The 17926-nt window shown below is 65.9% G+C and carries 20 protein-coding genes; 2 read left to right on the forward strand and 18 right to left on the reverse strand.

Annotated features, from left to right (window positions below; translation table 11 throughout):
- Positions 1-1665 carry an electron transfer flavoprotein-ubiquinone oxidoreductase gene (locus tag ACFODV_RS01200; RefSeq protein ID WP_379753401.1) on the forward strand — a complete coding sequence of 555 codons (1665 nt, stop codon included), beginning with the start codon at positions 1-3 and terminating at the stop codon, positions 1663-1665.
- Between the two features lie 3 nt (positions 1666-1668).
- Here the strand turns inward: ACFODV_RS01200 and ACFODV_RS01205 are convergent, their stop codons facing one another.
- From ACFODV_RS01205 to ACFODV_RS01280, 16 genes are all read right to left on the reverse strand, one after another.
- Positions 1669-2493: a sulfurtransferase gene (locus tag ACFODV_RS01205; protein WP_379753404.1), complete on the reverse strand. Its 825-nt coding sequence runs from the start codon at positions 2491-2493 to the stop codon at positions 1669-1671.
- Positions 2490-4715, reverse strand: a complete 2226-nt coding sequence (locus ACFODV_RS01210) for an ATP-dependent helicase (protein ID WP_379753407.1) — start codon at positions 4713-4715, stop codon at positions 2490-2492. Before ACFODV_RS01210 ends, ACFODV_RS01205 begins: the two co-directional genes overlap by 4 nt.
- Entirely contained in the window at positions 4712-5299 is a 588-nt protein-coding gene (locus ACFODV_RS01215; RefSeq protein WP_379753410.1) for a DUF1285 domain-containing protein, read from the reverse strand. Before ACFODV_RS01215 ends, ACFODV_RS01210 begins: the two co-directional genes overlap by 4 nt.
- Positions 5300-5320: 21 nt before the next feature.
- Positions 5321-6169, reverse strand: coding sequence for a TatD family hydrolase (locus ACFODV_RS01220; RefSeq protein ID WP_379753413.1), 849 nt, complete (start codon positions 6167-6169; stop codon positions 5321-5323).
- A 12-nt stretch (positions 6170-6181) separates the two neighbouring features.
- Entirely contained in the window at positions 6182-6517 is a 336-nt protein-coding gene (locus ACFODV_RS01225; protein ID WP_379753416.1) for a PilZ domain-containing protein, read from the reverse strand.
- Positions 6518-6531: 14 nt separating this feature from the next.
- Complete coding sequence (locus tag ACFODV_RS01230) at positions 6532-7536, reverse strand: DNA polymerase III subunit delta' (RefSeq protein WP_379753419.1); 1005 nt, start codon at positions 7534-7536, stop codon at positions 6532-6534.
- Positions 7527-8168 (reverse strand): dTMP kinase, encoded by a 642-nt coding sequence (gene tmk, locus ACFODV_RS01235; RefSeq protein WP_379753422.1) that lies wholly within the window; start codon positions 8166-8168, stop codon positions 7527-7529. Before tmk ends, ACFODV_RS01230 begins: the two co-directional genes overlap by 10 nt.
- A gap of 10 nt (positions 8169-8178) precedes the next feature.
- Positions 8179-9186, reverse strand: a complete 1008-nt coding sequence (mltG, locus tag ACFODV_RS01240; RefSeq protein ID WP_379753425.1) for an endolytic transglycosylase MltG — start codon at positions 9184-9186, stop codon at positions 8179-8181.
- Positions 9187-9222: 36 nt separating this feature from the next.
- The gene (gene pabC / locus ACFODV_RS01245; protein WP_379753428.1) at positions 9223-10026 is read right to left on the reverse strand and encodes an aminodeoxychorismate lyase; all 804 of its coding nucleotides are present in this window, start codon (positions 10024-10026) and stop codon (positions 9223-9225) included.
- The gene (gene fabF / locus ACFODV_RS01250) at positions 10023-11261 is read right to left on the reverse strand and encodes a beta-ketoacyl-ACP synthase II (RefSeq protein WP_379753431.1); all 1239 of its coding nucleotides are present in this window, start codon (positions 11259-11261) and stop codon (positions 10023-10025) included. The genes pabC and fabF overlap by 4 nt, the downstream gene beginning before the upstream one ends.
- A gap of 195 nt (positions 11262-11456) precedes the next feature.
- Positions 11457-11690: an acyl carrier protein gene (gene acpP, locus ACFODV_RS01255; RefSeq protein ID WP_083005609.1), complete on the reverse strand. Its 234-nt coding sequence runs from the start codon at positions 11688-11690 to the stop codon at positions 11457-11459.
- A gap of 131 nt (positions 11691-11821) precedes the next feature.
- Positions 11822-12565 carry a 3-oxoacyl-ACP reductase FabG gene (gene fabG, locus ACFODV_RS01260; protein WP_379753434.1) on the reverse strand — a complete coding sequence of 248 codons (744 nt, stop codon included), beginning with the start codon at positions 12563-12565 and terminating at the stop codon, positions 11822-11824.
- 29 nt (positions 12566-12594) lie between these two features.
- Positions 12595-13563 carry an ACP S-malonyltransferase gene (gene fabD / locus ACFODV_RS01265; protein WP_379753437.1) on the reverse strand — a complete coding sequence of 323 codons (969 nt, stop codon included), beginning with the start codon at positions 13561-13563 and terminating at the stop codon, positions 12595-12597.
- 5 nt (positions 13564-13568) lie between these two features.
- On the reverse strand, positions 13569-14684 hold the full coding sequence (gene plsX, locus ACFODV_RS01270; RefSeq protein ID WP_379753440.1) for a phosphate acyltransferase PlsX: 1116 nt from the start codon (positions 14682-14684) through the stop codon (positions 13569-13571).
- 44 nt (positions 14685-14728) lie between these two features.
- Complete coding sequence (gene rpmF / locus ACFODV_RS01275; RefSeq protein WP_379753443.1) at positions 14729-14899, reverse strand: 50S ribosomal protein L32; 171 nt, start codon at positions 14897-14899, stop codon at positions 14729-14731.
- Between the two features lie 32 nt (positions 14900-14931).
- Positions 14932-15459, reverse strand: a complete 528-nt coding sequence (locus ACFODV_RS01280) for a YceD family protein (RefSeq protein ID WP_379754274.1) — start codon at positions 15457-15459, stop codon at positions 14932-14934.
- A 102-nt stretch (positions 15460-15561) separates the two neighbouring features.
- Here ACFODV_RS01280 and ACFODV_RS01285 point away from each other — a divergent pair, with 102 nt between their 5' ends.
- Positions 15562-16143: a Maf family protein gene (locus ACFODV_RS01285; RefSeq protein WP_379753446.1), complete on the forward strand. Its 582-nt coding sequence runs from the start codon at positions 15562-15564 to the stop codon at positions 16141-16143.
- Here the strand turns inward: ACFODV_RS01285 and sppA are convergent.
- Positions 16135-17235 carry a signal peptide peptidase SppA gene (sppA, locus tag ACFODV_RS01290; protein WP_379753449.1) on the reverse strand — a complete coding sequence of 367 codons (1101 nt, stop codon included), beginning with the start codon at positions 17233-17235 and terminating at the stop codon, positions 16135-16137. The two genes, ACFODV_RS01285 and sppA, sit on opposite strands and share 9 nt — an antisense overlap.
- A 3-nt stretch (positions 17236-17238) precedes the next feature.
- Complete coding sequence (locus ACFODV_RS01295; protein WP_379753452.1) at positions 17239-17892, reverse strand: HAD-IA family hydrolase; 654 nt, start codon at positions 17890-17892, stop codon at positions 17239-17241.
- Between the last annotated feature and the right edge of the window lie 34 nt (positions 17893-17926).

Raw genomic sequence — 17926 nt, forward strand, 5'->3', positions numbered from 1 at the left:
GTGGAACAAGTAGAACGCGATTCAATGGATTTTGATGTGGTCATCGTTGGCGCTGGGCCCTCGGGTCTGGCCGCGGCGTGTCGGCTGATGCAGCAGGCGAGCGAAGCCGAGCAGGAGCTTACCGTCTGCGTGGTGGAGAAAGGATCAGAGGTGGGCGCCCATATCCTTTCCGGCGCCGTCTTCGAGCCTCGCGCCCTGGACGAACTCTTCCCCGACTGGGAGGAGCGCGGCGCTCCGTTGACGACCCCGGCGACCCGCGACGAGCTCTACCTCCTTAAAGATGCCGAAAAGGCCCAGAAGCTGCCCAACGCCCTGGTGCCCAAGTCCATGCACAACACCGGCGGTGGCCAGACCCGCTATGTGATCAGCGCCGCCAACCTGTCCCGCTGGCTGGCCGAGCAGGCAGAGGAGCTGGGCGTAGAGATCTTCCCCGGCTTCGCCGCCCAGGAAACCATCGTCGAGGATGGCGTGGTCAGGGGCATCCTGATCGGTGACATGGGCGTCAGTGCCGAGGGTCAGCCCAAGGACGGTTTCATGCCGGGCATGGAGCTGCGCGCCAAGTACACCCTCTTCGCCGAGGGTGCTCGCGGCCACCTGGGCAAGCGACTGATCGAACAGTTCACGCTCGACGAAGGCAAGGACCCGCAGCACTACGGCATTGGCCTCAAGGAGCTGTGGGACATCCCGGCCGAGCAGCATGAGCCCGGCCTGGTTCTCCATGGCTCCGGCTGGCCCCTGGACAAGCACACCCATGGCGGCTGGTTCCTCTATCATGCGGAAAATCAGCAGGTGGTCGTGGGTCTGATCATGGACCTGGCCTATCAGAACCCCTGGCTGTCGCCCTTCGATGAATTCCAGCGCATGAAGCACCATCCGGTGGTGTCCAAGCACCTCACGGGCGGCAAGCGCATCGCCTACGGCGCCCGCGCCATCACCAAGGGCGGCCTGAACTGCCTGCCGAAGATGACTTTTCCCGGCGGCCTGCTGATCGGCTGCGATGCCGGCACCCTGAACTTCTCCAAGATCAAGGGACTGCACACCGCCATGAAGTCGGGCCTGGTGGCCGCCGAGGCGGTGTTCGAGTCGATCGCCGGCGGTGATGAGGGGGGCCAGGAGCTCACTTCCTTTACCGAGAAGTGGGAAGCGAGCTGGGCCTTCGCCGAGCTCAAGGAGAGCGCCAGCTTCGGCCCGGCGATCCACAAGTACGGCACCGTCGGCGGTGGCGCCTACAACTTCCTCAACCAGCTGCTCGGCAGCAAGCTGCCCAACGTTCACGACACCACGCCGGACCACGCGACGCTCAAGCCCGCCAGCGAGTTCGAGAAGATCGACTACCCCAGGCCAGACGGCAAGCTCTCCTTCGACAAGCTTTCCTCGGTGTTTCTCTCGAACACCAACCACGAGGAGGATCAGCCCTGTCACCTGAAATTGGCCGACCCGGCACTGCCGATCCGCGACAACCTGCCGGAATATGCCGAGCCGGCGCAGCGCTACTGCCCGGCCGGGGTCTACGAAGTGATCGAAGGCGACGACGGCAAGCCACAGTTCCAGATCAACTTCCAGAACTGCGTGCACTGCAAGACCTGCGATATCAAGGATCCGGCCCAGAACATCACCTGGGTAGCGCCGGAAGGCGGCGGCGGGCCGAACTATCCCAACATGTAAGGCTCACTCCCCGGTGGCGATGGCCCTTGCGGGATCGCGGATCCACTCGCTCCAGGAACCGGGGTATAGCCGTGGCAGGGGATAGCCTGCCACGGCGTAGGCGAGGATGGTGTGGCAGGCGGTAACGCCGGAACCGCAGTAGGCGATCACCTCGTCGGCTTGGGGAAGCTCGGCGGCAAGTTGGGTCGCGGACTTGAAACGACCGTGCGGGGTCAGATTCTCCGCGCTGGGCCGAGACACCGCGCCGGGAATGTGCCCTGCCACCGCATCGATAGGTTCGGCCTCGCCTCGAAAGCGCTCGCGGCTACGCGCGTCCACAAGCAGTGCCTGGCTGGATGACAGCTGGGCAACCTCCACCCACTGATCGTCGCGAAACGCAGGCGCCCAACGGCTGAGAGTCGGCGGCGAGCGATCCCCTTCGGCGAGCTCTCCTCCGCTACCCAGCCAGGCCTTGATGCCCCCGTCGAGCACGCGCACGTCCGGGTGTCCGGCCCAGCAGGCCAGCATCCACCAGGCCCGTGCTGCCGCAAGCTGACCCCCCATGTCGTCGTAGAGCACCACCGGCACCTCGGGGGTGAGGCCTAACCGCTGCAGCGTGGCAGTGAAGGCCTCGCGCGTGGGCAGCGGATGACGACCGCCCTGCCCCGGCGGAGCCGCCAGATCACGATCCAGATCCAGATGGACGCTGCCGGGCAGATGGGCCTCCCACCACAGGGTGTGCCCGGCATTGGCATCACCCAGCCGGGCCCGACAGTCAAGCAGACGAGGTGGCAGGCGACTCTCGAGGGCCTCGGCCAGTTCGGATACGGTTGTCAGGGAGGCGCTCATGGGCGGTTTCCTTCAAGTAGTTCGATGGGGGCTCGGCGCGCGATCAGGCGCCGCCGACCGGCGTGGCGAAAGCGCACCTCGATCACCGGATTGTCCGGGTCACCCTCCACCAGATCGATCTCACCCTCACCAAAGACAGCATGGCGCAGCCGCTGCCCCACGTCGAAGATCCGATAGTCACTGGAAGACTCGGCCACGCAAGAGGCCGCTGCCGTTAGCGGTAGCGAGGTGCCAAGCCTTGCCAGGTAACGCTCCATCAGGGGTGGACGCGTCACCGGAAGGGGTGGACTCGCATCCGCGTCATGCTCTTCTGGGGGCTCGTCAAGACGCGCGTCCAGCCGCTCGGCCACCCGCTGGCACTCCTCCCAGGCGCTCTCGGCCAGAAAGCGACTCGGCCGGTGATCGCCGACATCGTGAAGCAGCAGCAGCCGTTCCCTGACTCGGGTGATGGCCACGTAGAAGAGCCGACGCTCCTCTTCGAGGCGCTGGGCCGTCAGCGGGTTATCGCGGCTGTAGTGGGGGAAATCCTGCTCGTTGACCCCGGCCAGGACCACCAGCGGCCACTCCAGGCCCTTGGCCCCGTGCACCGTGGTGATCAGCACGCCGTCCGCATCGCTCTGCACCGGCCGCTGCAGGAGTTCGATGAACGCCTCCGGATCGTTGCCCAACTCGGCGGCCTGCTCCAGCAGCACGTCGAGCAGCCTCACGTCTTCCTCGCCCTTGTCACGGCGTGCCGCGGCGCGCTTGAGCACCTTCTCGGCCTCCACCGCCTCCACCACGTGCGCGAGGAGCCGCGCCGGCGGCCAGGCCGCGCGCTTCGGCAGTTCGCACAGCAGCGCCCAGCGCTTCTTGAGGGTGCGCTGCTGGTGGGGCTTGAGGCCGGCGAGCAGTGGGTCGTGCCGCTCCGGCCAGCGCTGGGTCTCGGCCAGCACCGTGGCGAGGCGTACCAGCCGCTCCCGGGCCACAAACGGCGTCGGCTGGCTCAGCAGCAGCACCAGGTGTGCCGAGTCGGCCAGCAGGGTCGGTTCCCTGGCGAGGCGCAGATAGCCGGCCAGGGCCTGCACCAGCGGCAGACGAAACACGAAACGGTCCTCCCGAGAGAGCCGAAAGGGGATCCCCTCGCGCAGCAGGGCCAGCTGCAGCGGTACCGACAGCGACCAGCTTCGCACCAGCACGCAGGCCTCGTTCAGATTTCGCCCCCCCTCCTGCCAGGACGCCAGCGACTCGAGCAGGGCGCGACTGCCCTGGGCCTGGGCCAGGTGGGTCCGGGGATTGCCGGGGGCGGCCAGACAGAGCTGGTCCGGGCGGCGCCGGTTGGCCTCGATGGCATGGTTGGCGGCCAGCGCCAGGGCGTGGCCGTGGCGAAAGGTGGTAGAGAGCGGGTAGTCGATAGCGGCACCGAAGGTCGCGGTGAAACGCTCCAGCATGGTGTCCGGATGCGCGCCGCGCCACTCGTAGATGCACTGGTTGGCATCGCCCACCGCCATCACCTCGGCCCGGTCGCCGACCAGCACCGCCAACAGGCGCTGCTGGGCGACGTTGATGTCCTGGTACTCATCGATGATGACGTGATCGAGGAAGCCCTGTACCCGATCGCGCAGGGCGTCGTCGGCCTCCAGGGCCCGCAGCGGGCGATACAGCAGATCCGCATAGCCCATCAGGCCCTGGTCGGCGAGGAGCTCTTCGGCATGGTCGAAGGCCGACACAAAGTGCTCGGTGGCTTCGCCGAAATCGAGCCCGGCGTAGAGCTCCGCCGGTGGAACCATCTCGGCCTTCACCAGGGCGCAGAAGTGAGCCAGGGCCTCCAGGCGCTCGGCGTCCAGGGCCGCCTCGCCCGCCTCGGGGGCATCCCCCAGGGCACGCTGGGTGGCCTGGCGCAGCAGCCGCTCGGCCTGCCAGTCGGCGGTGAGCAGCTGTCGAGGGGCCAGAGCCCCCCAGCGGGTCAGGCTGGCGGTGAGGCGGTGTCCCAGGGAATGAAAGGTGCGCACGTCGGGCAGCCGCTGCCCGGCAGGGGCCATCTCAGCGAGTCGCGCCTGGAAGTCTTCCCGGGCCGAGCGGTTGAACATCAGCACCAGGATACGCGACGGGGAAACGCCCTTCGCCAGCAGATGCAGCACCCGGGCCACCATGGTGGTGGTCTTGCCGGAGCCTGCCACGGCGGCGACCCGAGCGTGGCCGGAGACGTGCTCGACGACGGCACGCTGTTCGGCGGTGAGCCTCACGCCGTCTCGCCGTGGTCCAGACGACCGAGGGGCTGCCAGACGCCATCGCTGACCAGGCCCAGCGCCTCGCCGCCGCCGGGCAGGGCACGGCGCTCGGCGGCCTCCACCAGCCGGTAGTAGACGTTGCGCCCCAGCCGCGCGGCCAGCCCGAAGCGCACCGGCACCTCGGGCACCGTCTCGCCCGCCGGTGTCTCGCTGAGCGAGAGGCGACACGCCTCGCCCAGGGCCAGGCGGTCGCCCACGTTGGTGGTCAGCCACCATGTGCCGGACGGATCCAGATCGGCATCTACCACCAGAAAAGGGTGATCCTCCACCCGAATGAACTGCTTCTCGACCGGAGAGACCAGAGCGTAACGCCCGTCCCCCTCGCGGCGAAGGATCGTCGAAAGCAGGCGCACCAGCCGAGGCCGTGCGATCGGGGTTCCCTCATGGATCCAGCGGCCGTCGGTGACGATCACCAGATCCATCTCGCCGACATGCTCCGGATGCCAGCGGTCCACGGGAGGAATCTCGCCCTCGGGATCGATATGGGCCAGCAGCGGATCGAGATTCATGTCGGGTCCCTTGTCATGGGATGGAGTCATGGGATGGAGTCATGCGATGGATCAGCCCAGCAGGCCTGCGCCCCGGAGGGTTTCGCGCAGTTCAGCGGGGGCATCCGGGGCAGCAGCAGAAAACAGGCGGTAGAAGTTGGCAGTGGTCTGCATCGCCACCTCTTCCACGCTGATGCCGCGCTCGGCGGCAATGCACTCGGCCACTTCCACCACCCAGGCCGGCTCATTGGGCTTGCCGCGGTGGGGAGCCGGAGCGAGATAAGGGCTGTCAGTCTCGATCAGCAGCCGGTCAAGGGGCACCTTGCGAGCCACCTCGCGCAGCGCCTCCGCATTGCGGAACGTCACGATGCCGGATAGCGATATGTAGAAACCGTGACGCACCGCCTCCCGCGCCATGTCGAGATCCTCGGTAAAGCAGTGCAGTACGCCGCCAATGGCCGGGTCGGTGTGCTGGCGGATCAGCTCGAGGGTCTCCTCGCGAGCCTCCCGGGTGTGGATGATCACCGGTAGCTCAAGCTCGGTGGCGGCGATCAGCTGGCGCCGGAATCGCTCGCGCTGCACGTCTCGGGAGGGCACCTTTTCCGGGGCCTTGTCGAGATAATGATAATCCAGGCCGCACTCGCCGATGGCCACGGCACCGAAACGCTCCGCGGCCTCCTTGATCGTCTCGATGCCGGGTTCCTCGGCAACAAGATGCAGCGGATGCACGCCGGCGGAGAGCACCACATCACGGTGCTCGCGAGCGATGGCGGCGATGCCGGGCAGCTCCTCCAGGGTCACACCGATGGCCAGGAACTGTTTGACTCCACGGCGGCGAGCGGCGTCAAGCGTGGCGGCCAGATCGCCGCCGTGGGTGGCAGAATCCAGGCGATCGAGATGGCAGTGAGAATCTACGAACATGGGGGTCCTTGGTTACAGCGTATAAGTCGGCGCACCCTTGTCCAGATGGCCGGCAAGCAGGTTTTCGATGCGGTCGCGCACTGCCTGGTCGCCGGCGCTGAAGTGGATGCCGACACCGGGCATACGCCTGCCGCTCACCCCTTCGGGAGAGACCCATACCACCTGGCCGGTGACCGGCGCTCGGTCGCTCTCGCCGGGCAGGGTCAGCAGCAGATAAATCTCCTGTCCCAACTCATAGCGCTCACGAGTGGGCACGAAGATGCCTCCCCTCTCGAGCATCGGCATGTAGGCCGAGAGCAGGGTCTGAACGTCCTGGATGTTAAGGGACAGTGCCTTCTGTGCAGCCATCAGCCTCTCCTCGTTCACGAACGCAGCAGCGCGGACCAGCGAACCAGCCAGGCTTCTAGCACCAGCTGGGGATTGGGGTTGCCGCCCGCAGCGAGCAGTCTTCGCTGCTCTCGGGCGTAGTCAAGCAGACGGAACCAGTCACGCACCCGAGCATTTTTCACCGCCTGGCGGTAAAGCGGCAGCAGATCAGGGTTGCGCAGCTCACTTTGCTCTCCCGAGAGACCCAGCCGGATCAGGTCTTCCAGCCAGGCAATACCGTACCACAGGATCGCCTCGACCGACTGTCGATCCAGGCGAGCGGCCTCGGCCACCGGCTCGGCGCCGCGCACCAGCGCATCGAAGGTCTCGAGCAGTTGCTGGCGCAATGCCCGGGACTCCGGCTCGGCCTGGGCCAGGGCAGCCAGCGGCAGGCCGCCGGCCAGACCTAGCCAGAATCTTGCTTCCTGCTCGTCACCCAGACGCTCGGTCAGCCAGGGCAGGCAGGCCGCCTCGCCAGGCACCGCCAGGCTCCAGTGCTGGCAGCGTGAGCGGATGGTGGGCAGCAGGCGCGAAGGAATGTCGGCGAGCAGCACGAACAGGGTGCGTTCACCCGGCTCCTCCAGGCTCTTTAGCAACGCGTTGGCAGCGGCCTGGTTCATGGCCTCCGCCGGCGCAATGAGGATCACACGGTAGCCACCCTGCTGAGGCGTCTGGGCCACGAAGGCGTTGACCTCGCGGATGACATCGATGCGGATCTGACGCTTGCCCTCCTCCGGTTCCACCCGCAACAGATCTGGATGGTAGCCCGATGCCAGCATGCTGCAGGCGTGACAGACACCGCAGGCGCTCTCCCCCGGGGCGGCGCAGAGGGTGCGGGCGACCAGGGCGTCGGCCAGGGAGCGCTTGCCCACCCCGCGCGGCCCCGAGATCAGCAGTGCGTGGGGCAACCGGCCGCTATCTGCCAGACGCGTCAGCTCGGCGAAGCGCGGCCGCAGCCAGGGCAGCGGCTGCAGCGTCGACGGCTCTGCCGCTACGCCCATGCGGACACCTGCTCGGCTAATATCGCTTCGATCTGCTCGCTCACCGCCGCCAGAGGCCGTGAGGCGTCCACCACGGTGATGCGGCCCGGGTCGGCGGCGGCGCGTGCCATATAGGCCTGGCGCACCGCCGTAAAGAAGCTGTCGCGTTCACGTTCGAAACGATCCTGCTCCCCGCCCCGCGCGGCCAGTCGACCCCGAGCGGCCTCGACGGGCATATCAAGCAGCAGGGTCAAGTCGGGGGCCAGGCCCCGCTGCACGAAGCGCTCCAGCTCGGCGATGCGCGCGGGGTCGATGCCGCGCCCCCCACCCTGGTAGGCGAAGGTGGCATCGGTGAAACGGTCGCACACCACCCAGGCGCCGCGAGCCAATGCCGGGCGGACCACCTGTGCCAGGTGCTGGGCGCGGGCGGCGAAGACCAGCAGCAGCTCGGCATCGGCATCCAGCGGCTCCTCGACGCCGGGATCAAGGAGCAGTTCGCGGATTGCCTCGGCCCGGGGCGTGCCACCGGGCTCACGGGTCTGCACCACCTCGAGCCTACGCGCCTCGAGCCAGGCGACGACCCGGGCCAGGTTGGTGGACTTGCCGACTCCCTCGCTCCCCTCCAGGGTGATAAAGCGTCCGCGCTCGGCCATGTGGTTCTCCTTACTGGCGATTGCGGATATACCGGTTTACCGCGTTGTTGTGCTCGCGCAGGGTGCGCGAGAAATGGTGGGTGCCGTCGCCGCGGGAGACGAAGTAGAGGGTCTCACCGGGCAGCGGATCCACCGCGGCCTCCAGCGACGCCCGTCCCGGCATGGCGATGGGGGTCGGCGGCATGCCGTCGATCACGTAAGTGTTGTAGGGCGTCGTCTCGCGCAGGTCGGCGCGGGTGATACGGCCGTCGTAGCGCTCGCCCATGCCGTAGATCACCGTGGGGTCGGTCTGCAGGCGCATGCCGGTCTCCATGCGCCGCTTGAAGACGCCGGCGATCTCGCGGCGCTCCTCGGGCGCCCCGGTCTCACGCTCGATCAGCGAGGCCATGATCAGCGCCTCGTAGGCCGACTCGATGGTGAGGTCGTCGGCCCGCCCCTCCCAGACCTCCTCGAGGATGCTCTCCATGCGGGTCAACGCCTGGCGCAAGATCTCCAGGTCGCTTACCCCCTTGTGATAGCGATAGGTATCGGGAAAAAACCAGCCCTCGGGGTAAACGCCCTCGCGATCCAGCAGCACCATGACCTCTTCGTCGCTGAGCCCCGCCGTGCGGCTCTCGAGCTTGGGAGCGTTGTCCAGCAGCTCGCGCATCTGGCGGAAGGTCCATCCCTCCGGCACGGTCAGCGGATAGGTGACCACGCGGTCGCTGCCCAGCAGGGCAACCAGGTCGCGCCCGCTCATGCCGGGCTCCAGCATGTACTCGCCAACGCGCAGGCGCGGCACGCTCTCGGGCTCCAGGCGGGTCAGCAGGCGAAAGGCCCAGTCGTCGGCGATCACCCCGCGCTGGGCCAGGTCGGCCACCACGCGGTTATAGCCGGCGCCTCGAGGCACCTCGTAGAGGGTCGGCTCACTCACCGCGATGGGCGCCTCGAGGCGGGACTCCCAGTAGCGGTAACCGCCGAACAGGGCCGCGCCGGCCAGAATGGCCAGCACCAGCAGGATCTTCAGCACACGCAGCATCGGCGTCCTCGTCGTGTCATCTTGGGTCAGATCGGCTCAGGGAGCGGGATAGTCCAGCAGGCGATGGGCTTCCGCCTGGAAGGTTCGATGCAGGGGAGAGAGCAACCAGCGCCGTCGCTCGATGCCGGCGCCGTCATCGAGACGCACCACCGGCCAGACACCCTGCACCGAGTTGCCGAGCCAAACCGCCTCGGCCGCTTCGAATTCGTCGGGATGAATATCAACCTCGTGGATCTCCATCCGTTCCATCAACGCCGCACGCAGGGCCCCCGCCACCCCGCAGCGGTCGAGCCGCGGCGTCTCGAGGCGGCCGGCACGCCGCCAGAAGAGGTTCATGGCGGTGGCCTCCACCAGCCTGCCATCGCTGTCGCAGAGCAACCCCTCGGCGATGTCCTCGTCATCCCACTCGGCCCGGGCCAGCACGTTCTCAAGGCGATTGAGGTGCTTCAGACCGGCCAATACAGGCTGCAGACCAAGTCTCAAGCGGCAGTGGCGCACACGAACGCCCTGCTGCCAGCGCGTTTCTGCCGGGACGAAGGCGGCGAGTTGCCAGCGCAGCCGCGGCGCGCAGGAGAACGGCGGCCGGTAGCCCCGTCCGCCACTGCCCCGGGTCAACGTCAGCTTGAGCACCTCGAGACCGTTGCCGGCCTCGGCCAGGGGAACGGCCAGATCGTGCTCTTCCGGCATAGGAATACCCAGCCTGTGACAGCCACGAGCCAAACGCGCCAGATGCTCGTCCCACAGCAGTGGACGGCCACCTCGCAGCAGTATCGTCTCGAACAGGCCGTCACCGTAGGCGACCCCACGGTCGTCCAGGGGCCAAGCAGCCTCCGTTCTCACACCCGGGAGAAGACCAGGGTGCCGTTCGTCCCGCCGAAGCCAAAGGAGTTCGACAGCGCCACATCGATCTTCATCTCGCGCGCAGTGTGCGGCACGTAGTCGAGGTGGCAGCCCTCCTGGGGGTTATCCAGGTTGATGGTGGGCGGTGCCACCTGATCGCGAATCGCCAGAATGGAGAATACCGCTTCCACGGCACCGGCGGCACCCAGCAGGTGGCCAATCATCGACTTGGTGGAGCTCACTGCCACGGACGTCGCCGCCGCCCCCATTACCTTCTCTACGGCACGGCTCTCGGCCAGGTCGCCGGCCGCGGTCGAGGTGCCGTGGGCATTGATGTAGTGAATAGCCGAAGGATCAAGACCGGCATCGCGAATGGCATTGCTCATGGAGAGCGCCGCCCCCCTGCCGTCCTCGGGAGGCGCCGTCATGTGGTAGGCGTCATCGCTCATGCCGAAGCCGGCCAGCTCGGCGTACATGGTCGCGCCGCGGGCCTTGGCGTGCTCATACTCCTCCAGTACCAGCACCCCGGCACCGTCGGAGAGCACGAAGCCGTCACGGTCGCGATCCCAGGGACGGCTGGCCGCCTCGGGATCATCATTGCGAGTAGAAAGCGCCCGAGCCGCAGAGAAACCGCCCAGCCCGAGGGGAGTGGTCGCCATTTCAGCGCCGCCGCAGATCATGACATCGGCATCGCCGTAGGCAATGGTACGGGCACTGTAGCCGATGTTGTGAGTACCGGTGGTGCAGGCGGTCGTGATGGCGATGTTGGGGCCGCGAAAGCCATGCAGGATGGCCAGATTGCCCGAGATCATGTTGATGATCGAGCCAGGTACGAAAAACGGCGAAATACGCCGCGGGCCACTCTTCAGCATCGCGCTATGATTTTGTTCAATCATGGGCAGCCCGCCGATTCCGGAGCCGATCGCTACGCCGATCCGCGCGGCATTCTCCTCGGTGCACTCGATGCCCGAATCCTGAATCGCCTGAGCCCCAGCGGCCACTCCATACTGGATGAAGTGATCCATCTTGCGGGCCTCCTTGGGATTCAGATAGGGACTGATATCGAAGTCCTTGATCGAGCCACTGAAGCGCGTGCTGCAACCGCTGGCATCGAAGTGCTCGATGGGGGCAATGCCGCTTTTGCCGGCCTTGATGTTGGCCCAGCTCTCCTCGACGCTATTCCCCACCGGCGTGACCAGTCCCAGACCGGTCACCACAACCCTTCTACGTGCCATCAGTGTTCCTCCCGACATCCAGTATGACAGGCCCCCACGAGGAGCCGTCCGCTTGCGCGCATTATAACGAGTCTCCCCGCCCTATGCCGCCTTGACAAGCCTCGCACCAACCTGCCACGAAAAAGCCGCCTCTGCGGGCGGCATTTTTCCGGGGAACGAATTCCCCGCGTCAGACATCATCGACCGCTACCAGGTTTACTGGTGAGTATTCACGTAATCGATGGCTTCCTGAACGGTAGTGATCTTCTCGGCTTCTTCGTCCGGGATTTCGGTGTCGAACTCTTCCTCGAGTGCCATGACAAGCTCGACGGTGTCCAGAGAGTCGGCGCCCAGGTCCTCGGTAAAGGAGGAACTGTTTTGAATATCCTCTTCCTTGACGTTTAGGCGCTCAGCCACAACCTTCTTAACGCGCTCTTCAATGGTGCTCATTATGACGTACTCCAGTCGTTCAAATTGGCCGTCCTGATGACCAGCCGTTGGGGTTCCAGATCCGCAAACCAAAGCTGCGAGGTAGTTTATAGACGCCCTGAGGCAGGCGCAACCGCCGTCCCCGCAGGGACTCAACGCATGTTCATACCGCCGTTGACATGCAGTGTTTCGCCGGTGATGTAGCTCGCCGTGTCACCGGTGAGAAAGCCCACCGCGGCGGCGATCTCCTCGGGCTGACCCAGCCGAGCCAGGGGAATCTGGCCCAGCAGCGCCTCCTGCTGTGCTTCTGGCAGCGCCTGAGTCATGTCAGTGGCAATAAAGCCCGGGGCCACCGTGTTGACGGTAATCGCACGTGAGGAAACCTCGCGCGCCAGGGCGCGGGAGAAGCCTTCCATGCCCGCCTTGGCGGCAGCATAGTTGGTCTGGCCCATATTGCCCATGGTGGCCACCACCGAGCTGATATTGACGATGCGTCCATAGCGGGCCTTGGTCATGCCACGCAGGCATGCCTTCGTCACGCGATAAACCGAGGTGAGGTTGGTGTCGACAACGTCGCTCCACTCCTCTTCCTTCATGCGCATCAGCAAGTTATCACGGGTGATGCCGGCACTGTTGACCAGGATGGTCGGCGCCCCGAATTCTTCGGTGACAGCCTTGACCAGGGCATCGACGCTGGCAGGGTCAGTGACATCGAGCTTACGACCGGCGCCCGGGATACCGTGGGCCTTGAGGTCGGCGTCGATCTTGTCGGCGCCGGCATCGCTGGTGGCAGTCCCGATCACGATGCGCCCCTGGCGGCCCAGCTCATGGGCGATGGCGTGGCCGATGCCACGGCTGGCGCCGGTGATTAGGGCGACTCTCGTTTCGGTTGTCATGGTGGTTTCGCCTTCGTCCTGAGGAATGGTCAGCCGTTCACGGAGGTGCCGTTGGGGCCGCTGCGTGCCAGTTCCAGAGCTGCCTCCAGGCTGTCCGGATCATTGACCGCCAGCCCCTTGCTGCCTCGGGCAATACGCTTGCCAAGACCAGTGAGCACATTGCCCGGACCGCACTCGATAAACACCTCGGCGCCGCCCTCGATCATGGCCTCGACGCAGGAGGTCCACCGCACCGGGCGATAGAGCTGCTCGATCAGCCGGGTTCGCAAGGTCTCGGGATCGGCATGGGCCTGGGCATCGACGTTTTGAAACACGGTGTAGCGCGGCGCGCGCAACTCAATGGCGTCCATGGCCTCGGCCAGGCGCTCGGCGGCAGGCTCCATCAGTGCACAGTGCGATGGTACCGAGACCGGCAGCGGCATGGCACGCCTGGCACCGGCCGCCTGGCAAGCGGCAATTCCACGCTCCACGGCGGCCTTGTCGCCGGCGATCACTACCTGACCAGGGGCATTGAAGTTGACCGCAGCAACGACCCCACCCTGAGCGGCATCGGCGCAGCATTGCTCTACTACGGCGTTGTCGAGGCCCAGGATCGCTGCCATGGCTCCTTCACCGGCAGGCACCGCGGCCTGCATGGCATCACCACGCAGGCGCACCAGTTTCACGCCCTCGGCAAAGGACATCACGCCGGCACATACCATGGCGCTGTACTCGCCGAGGCTATGCCCTGCCATGGCACCGGGGCGCGCGCCTTCCAGTTCCTGCCAGACCCGCCAGATGGCGACGCTGGCAGTCAGCAGGGCCGGCTGTGTGCATGCGGTAGAATTAAGGGCGTCTGCCGGGCCTTCCTGAACCACCTGCCAGAGGTCATAGCCCAGCGCGTCGGAGGCCTCTTCGAAGGAGGTGCGAACCACGCTGTAGCGTTCCGCCAGCTCCCGCAGCATGCCGATCTGCTGGGAACCCTGCCCGGGGAACACGAGGGCGAGGGATTGAGTCATTATGGTCACCTTTGCTCTTGTTGGCTGTCATCATCGCTGGGCATGCCCGGTGCGAAGATATCGGGATCGCTGGCGACTCGTCCGGCACTGCCGACCGACTCGCCAACGCCCCGCCGCGGTGCCAATCCTGCCGCCAGGCAGCTAGGCAGGTCGTGGCGCACCTCCTGTACCGCTCGCAACACCGCATAGTGAAAGCCGGCGGCGTCGGCGCCGCCATGACTCTTTACCACAATACCAGCCAGACCCAGCAGGCTGGCACCATTGTAGCGCACGGGATCCAGTTCGCTCTTGAGACGTCGGAGCGCAGGCCGCGCCAGCGCGCCCACAAAACGACTGCTCCAGTGGGCTTCGAACGTCGCCTGCACACGAGCCACCAACATCTTAGCCAGGCCCTCGCTGGCCTTGAGAACGGCGTTACCGACGAAGCCGTCGCACACCACTACGTCTACCTGGCCAGCAAAGATGCCGTCGCCCTCTATATAGCCTCGATAATCAAGGTGTTTGAAAGCTCGCAGACGCTGGTCTGCCTCGCGCACGCTGGCCGTGCCCTTGGTGCCCTCTACCCCGACGTTGAGCAGCGCCACGCGGGGGGCGTCAAGCCCATCCACGTGACGCGCCATCAGCTCACCCATCAGGGCAAAGTCCACCAGCCGCTCAGCAGAGGACTCGACGTTGGCGCCAAGATCCAGCAGGTAGCAGCGGCCCTGGCGGCGCGTCGGCATCGCTGTGCTTATCGCCGGGCGCGGAATCCCGGCGACAGTGCCCAACGTTTGACGGCCCAAAGCCACCAGTGCGCCGGTGTTTCCTGCGCTGACGCCGGCCGCTGCGCTACCCGACGCCACGGCGGTCAACATCCTGGCCATGCTGCTGGCCTGACCGCGACGCAACGCATCAGCGGGCCGCTGGCCCGGGGCAATCACCTCGGAGGCATCCACAACTTCCATACGCGAACCCGCCGCGACGAGACGCCGCGGCAGGCAGGAGATCTCTCCCTCAAGCTGACGCCGGGGGCCAAACAGGCAGATCTCGAGATGGGGGTCGTGCAGCACCGCACTGGCGGCCCCACGCACGGTAGCGCGGGGACCGAGGTCACCTCCCATCGCGTCGATGGCTATCTTCACGACAGAGTCAGCGGCCAGGCACTATTGAAGGATGCGTCGTCGCCTCAGGCGTCGACGATCTTGCGGCCACGATAGAAACCGTCCGGAGCGACGTGATGGCGCAGATGAGTGGTGCCGGTTTCCTTGTCCTGGGACAGGGCCGGGGCGCTCAAAGCGTCGTGGCTACGACGCATGCCGCGCTTGGAACGGGTCTTGCGGTTCTTTTGAACTGCCATGGGATGTCACTCTAGAATAAAACGATAGTATGTCAGGATTTGCCTTTGAGGTGCTTGAGCACGTCAAAGGGACTCGCTGCGGGCCCCCGGGATGCCGTGGCACCCTCCCCGCTGGTCAGCTGGTCGCGGGAGACCTCACAGTCGGCCTCCTCGTGGTAAACCACCTGCGGCAGACTAAGGATCAGTTCATCCTCGACCACCGTCAGCAGGTTCAGCTGTTCGTCTTCCACCAGGACCGGCTCATGGGTACTCGGCAGCTCGGCTGCCAAGTCATCGCTAGAGACCATGCCCAGCAGGAACTCGCTCTCCACATGCTGTGCCATTGGAGACAGACAGCGCCGACAAGGCAGCTGCAGATCCGCCGCCAGACGACCGTGAATCACGCGGCGGCCCTGGGCGTCGATAGCGAAGTCCAGGGTGACCCAAAGATCGCCGTTCTGCGGGCCAACCTCTTCGGTTAGACGTGCAAGATCGGCGAGAGGCACAAGGCCCTCGAGTCGCTCGGAACGGGCTGCAAGCTTGTAAGGCTCGACCCTGCTGGGAAGTCGTGTAGTAGACATAGGCGCGCAATGATAGGCACTCGCCCCGTCCCTGTCAAAGCCGCCGTTGACCAGCCGGGTCATGCTAACCTCGCTCCTGAATCTTCGACAGGGAAAGCCCTCATGCCACGACTTGTACTCGCCTCCGGTTCTCGCTGGCGCCGCCAGCTGCTCGACCGCCTGGAAATCCCCTACGCCTGGCAGAGTCCGGACATCGACGAGACCCCGCAACCGGATGAAGGGCCCATCGCCCTTGTACAGCGACTGGCGCTGGCCAAGGCCCAGCGGCTGGCAGAGGCCTGGCCGGACCACCTGATCATCGGTTCTGATCAGGTAGCACTGTTCGAGGGCGAGATCCTCGGCAAGCCCGGGGACACGGCCACCGCCCGTGCCAACCTGACGCGTTTCTCCGGCCACCGCGTTCGCTTTGTCACCGGTCTGGCGCTGCTGGATACCCGACACGGCCGCCAGCAGGTCTGCCACGACAGCTACGACGTGGTATTCCGACGCCTCAGCGAGGGCGAGATCGCCCGCTACGTGGAGAAAGAGAAGCCCCTGGACAGCGCCGGGAGCTTCCGCATGGAAGGACTCGGGATTGCGCTCTTCGAGCGACTCGAGGGCGACGATCCTAATACCCTGATCGGTCTGCCCCTGATTCGCCTCTGCGCCATGCTGCGCGAAGCGGGACTGGACCCGCTAGGGTAGCTGGTAGCGCAGCGGAGAATCGGCGCGGGGCACGCCCATCAACTCCATGGCGACGCGGCCGAACTGCCGTGAAAAGCGCTCGAAGGGATCGAGGCGCGGGGTGTAGTCGCGCACCTTCGGCTCGGGAAGTCGCTCTCGAGCCAGGCCGCCCAGGCTCCCAATGCCGTCTGCCAGGCCAAGCTCCACGGCCTGCTCGCCGCTCCACACCAGACCGCTGAAGAGCCGATCGTCGTCGCTCAAACGATCGCCTCGCCCTTCTTTCACCGCGTCGATGAACTGCCGATGAGTCGTCGCCAACACCGACTGCCAGAACTGACGCTGCTCGGGTGCCAACTCCGAAAATGGGTCGAGAAAGGCCTTGTTGTCGCCGGCAGCGAATACGCGGCGTTCAACGCCCAGGCGCTCCATCGCCTCCTCGAAGCCGAAGCTGGCCGAGATCACCCCGATGGAGCCCACCAGACTTGCCGGAGCAACAAGGATCTCGTCCGCCGCCGCGGCGATATAATAGGCGCCGCTGGCGCCAACATCCTCGATCACCGCAATGATCGGCTTGCCGCCTTCGGCGCGAAGCCGCATGATTTCGTCGAATATCCGCTGGGACTGCACAGGGCTGCCACCGGGGCTATCGATATGCAGCACGACGGCCTCGCTCTCTTCCGCTTCCCAGGCGCGCTTGAGCCCGGTCACGATGCGATCGGCGCTGGCCGGTGACTCCGAATCGATCACGCCACGCACCTTGACCACACCCAGGTGGGGGCCGGCAGCGGCGCCACTGCCGGGAGGACCGGAAAGCAGGCTGTAGAGAGTCGCCGACAGCGACGCCAGAATCAGCGCCGCAAACAGAAAGCGGAAGAACAGTTTCCAGCGCCGCGAACGGCGCTGCTCCGTCAACACACCGCCGATCCAGCGGTCCATCATTTCCATCTGCTGGAGACGCTGGCGCTCACGCAGGGTCTCGGCGCTTTCCGCCCTCTCTTCCACCCGGGGCGCCTTTCGTGTCTCGCGCTCCTCCCGGGCCTGCTCGGGGGTTCGCTCCGGCCCCTGGGTCCAGGGATCCTGGCTTTCGCTGCGTTTCTGGTCGTCGTCGCTCATCACTTATTTTCCTTGCAGCCAGTCGAATAGCTCGGGAACCGCCTCGGCGGTGAAGGTCGGCCGGCTGGCGGCGAGTCGCTCGGGCGCATGCACGCCCCAGGTCACTCCCACCCGATCCATGCCGATGGCGCGGGCCATCTCCAGGTCGTATTCGGTATCGCCTACCATTACCGCCTCCTCCAGCGGCACTTCCAACTCTCGCAGCAGCTCCTCGAGCATCAGCGGATGTGGCTTGGAGCGTGTCTCGTCGGCGGTACGGCTAGCTTGGAACCAGCGCCCGCTGTCGCTCTCTCGAAAGATCCGATCGAGACCCCGGCGGCTCTTGCCGGTGGCCACCGCCAAGCGCTGAACACCGCCGCCGTGAAGACCAACAAGCCCCTCCTCTACCCCGGAAAAGAAGCGCATCGGCGTGTCGCTGCCCTCGACAAAGTGCCAGGCATAGCGGCTGCGCAGCAGCTCGGCTCGGTCGGGATCGATGCCCGGGCACAGGCTGGCGATCGCCTCGGGAAGCCCCAGGCCGATGATATTGCGAACGCTCTCTGGCGTGAGCTCACCCCAGCCAGCTTCACGCGAAGCCGCCTGCATGCAGTCCACAATACGCGCCACCGAATCCATCAGGGTGCCGTCCCAGTCGAAGATCACCAGTCGATAGCGCATTGTCGTCTCCCTGTTGTCGATACGAGTGGTCGAT

The organism is Halomonas tibetensis (assembly GCF_042643535.1).
GTDB classification, from domain to species: Bacteria; Pseudomonadota; Gammaproteobacteria; order Pseudomonadales; family Halomonadaceae; genus Halomonas; species Halomonas tibetensis.

Coding starts and splice junctions, on each gene's coding strand:
- ACFODV_RS01205 (WP_379753404.1), bottom strand. CDS start 2,493: ATGAGCGCCTCCCTGACAACCGTATCCGAACTGGCCGAGGCCCTCGAG.
- tmk (WP_379753422.1), bottom strand. CDS start 8,168: ATGGCCGAGCGCGGACGCTTTATCACCCTGGAGGGGAGCGAGGGAGTC.
- mltG (WP_379753425.1), bottom strand. CDS start 9,186: ATGCTGCGTGTGCTGAAGATCCTGCTGGTGCTGGCCATTCTGGCCGGC.
- ACFODV_RS01295 (WP_379753452.1), bottom strand. CDS start 17,892: ATGCGCTATCGACTGGTGATCTTCGACTGGGACGGCACCCTGATGGAT.
- rpmF (WP_379753443.1), bottom strand. CDS start 14,899: ATGGCAGTTCAAAAGAACCGCAAGACCCGTTCCAAGCGCGGCATGCGT.
- acpP (WP_083005609.1), bottom strand. CDS start 11,690: ATGAGCACCATTGAAGAGCGCGTTAAGAAGGTTGTGGCTGAGCGCCTA.
- ACFODV_RS01280 (WP_379754274.1), bottom strand. CDS start 15,459: ATGTCTACTACACGACTTCCCAGCAGGGTCGAGCCTTACAAGCTTGCA.
- ACFODV_RS01220 (WP_379753413.1), bottom strand. CDS start 6,169: ATGTTCGTAGATTCTCACTGCCATCTCGATCGCCTGGATTCTGCCACC.
- ACFODV_RS01230 (WP_379753419.1), bottom strand. CDS start 7,536: ATGGGCGTAGCGGCAGAGCCGTCGACGCTGCAGCCGCTGCCCTGGCTG.
- fabG (WP_379753434.1), bottom strand. CDS start 12,565: ATGACAACCGAAACGAGAGTCGCCCTAATCACCGGCGCCAGCCGTGGC.
- ACFODV_RS01215 (WP_379753410.1), bottom strand. CDS start 5,299: ATGACTCCATCCCATGACAAGGGACCCGACATGAATCTCGATCCGCTG.
- sppA (WP_379753449.1), bottom strand. CDS start 17,235: ATGAGCGACGACGACCAGAAACGCAGCGAAAGCCAGGATCCCTGGACC.
- ACFODV_RS01285 (WP_379753446.1), top strand. CDS start 15,562: ATGCCACGACTTGTACTCGCCTCCGGTTCTCGCTGGCGCCGCCAGCTG.
- ACFODV_RS01225 (WP_379753416.1), bottom strand. CDS start 6,517: ATGGCTGCACAGAAGGCACTGTCCCTTAACATCCAGGACGTTCAGACC.
- fabF (WP_379753431.1), bottom strand. CDS start 11,261: ATGGCACGTAGAAGGGTTGTGGTGACCGGTCTGGGACTGGTCACGCCG.
- fabD (WP_379753437.1), bottom strand. CDS start 13,563: ATGACTCAATCCCTCGCCCTCGTGTTCCCCGGGCAGGGTTCCCAGCAG.